The 1,729-nt window shown below is 38.6% G+C and carries 1 protein-coding gene and 1 pseudogene; both read left to right on the top strand.

Going from position 1 to position 1,729, the window contains the following annotated elements:
- The coding region (locus tag ACZMIG_RS14730; RefSeq protein WP_487889764.1) for a GTP-binding protein at positions 1 to 1,602 on the top strand (1,602 nt) is incomplete at its 5' end.
- Positions 1,602 to 1,729: pseudogene (locus ACZMIG_RS14725) on the top strand (two component system sensor kinase); the annotation flags it as partial. The gene ACZMIG_RS14730 and the pseudogene ACZMIG_RS14725, both read left to right, overlap by 1 nt.

The following is a 1,729-nucleotide window of genomic DNA, read 5'->3' as shown; positions in this document are numbered from 1 at the left end:
ACAAAGTTGCTGTTCAGTACTTTACAAAAGCTGCAAATCCCGACAATTATATTTATCAATAAGATTGACCGTGCCGGTGTGAATTTGGAGCGTTTGTATATGGATATAAAAACAAATCTGTCGCAAGATGTCCTGTTTATGCAAACTGTTGTCGATGGATCGGTTTATCCGGTTTGCTCCCAAACATATATAAAGGAAGAATACAAAGAATTTGTATGCAACCATGACGACGATATATTAGAACGATATTTGGCGGATAGCGAAATTTCACCGGCTGATTATTGGAATACGATAATCGCTCTTGTGGCAAAAGCCAAAGTCTATCCGGTGCTACATGGATCAGCAATGTTCAATATCGGTATCAATGAGTTGTTGGACGCCATTTCTTCTTTTATACTTCCTCCGGCATCAGTCTCAAACAGACTTTCAGCTTATCTCTATAAGATAGAGCATGACCCCAAAGGGCATAAAAGAAGTTTTCTTAAAATAATTGACGGAAGTCTGAGACTTCGAGACGTTGTAAGAATCAACGATTCGGAAAAATTCATCAAGATTAAAAATCTAAAGACTATTTATCAGGGCAGAGAGATAAATGTTGATGAAGTGGGTGCCAATGATATCGCGATTGTAGAAGATATAGAAGATTTTCGAATCGGAGATTATTTAGGTGCTAAACCTTGTTTGATTCAAGGATTATCTCATCAGCATCCCGCTCTCAAATCCTCCGTCCGGCCAAATAAGCCCGAAGAGAGAAGCAAGGTGATATCCGCTCTGAATACATTGTGGATTGAAGACCCGTCTTTGTCCTTTTCCATAAACTCATATAGTGATGAATTGGAAATCTCGTTATATGGTTTGACCCAAAAGGAAATCATACAGACATTGCTGGAAGAACGATTTTCCGTAAAGGTCCATTTTGATGAGATCAAGACTATCTACAAAGAACGACCTATAAAAAAGGTCAATAAGATTATTCAGATCGAAGTACCACCCAACCCTTACTGGGCCACAATAGGGCTGACTCTTGAACCCTTACCGTTAGGGGCAGGGTTGCAAATCGAAAGTGACATCTCCTATGGTTATCTGAACCATTCTTTTCAAAATGCCGTTTTTGAAGGGATTCGTATGTCTTGCCAATCTGGTTTACATGGATGGGAAGTGACAGATCTGAAAGTAACTTTTACTCAAGCCGAGTATTATAGCCCGGTAAGTACACCTGCTGATTTCAGACAGCTGACCCCTTATGTCTTCAGGCTGGCTTTGCAACAATCAGGAGTGGATATTCTCGAACCGATGCTCTATTTTGAGTTACAGATACCACAAGTAGCAAGTTCCAAAGCTATTACAGATCTGCAAAAAATGATGTCTGAGATTAAAGGTATCAGTTGTAATAATGAGTGGTGTCTTATTGAAGGGAAAGTTCCATTAAATACAAGTAAAGACTATGCCTCAGAAGTAAGTTCATACACTAAAGGCTTAGGCACTTTTATGGTTAAGCCGTGTGGGTATCAAATAACAAAAGGCGGTTATTCTGATAATACCCGTATGGAAGAAAAGGATAAACTTTTATTCATGTTTGAAAAATCAGTATCATCAAAATAATGGAACGATCCAGGAATTTCTATAAGACAATACGGTTGGGGTATATACTTATCTCCGTTCTTATCGGATGTATAGCATATAATAGCTTCTATGAATGGCAGGAGATAGAAGCATTAGAACTTGACAA

This window comes from Xylanibacter sp. (genome assembly GCF_057607445.1).
Note: the sequence above shows the minus strand (reverse complement) of the source record. Positions and strands in the feature narration are given on the sequence as shown.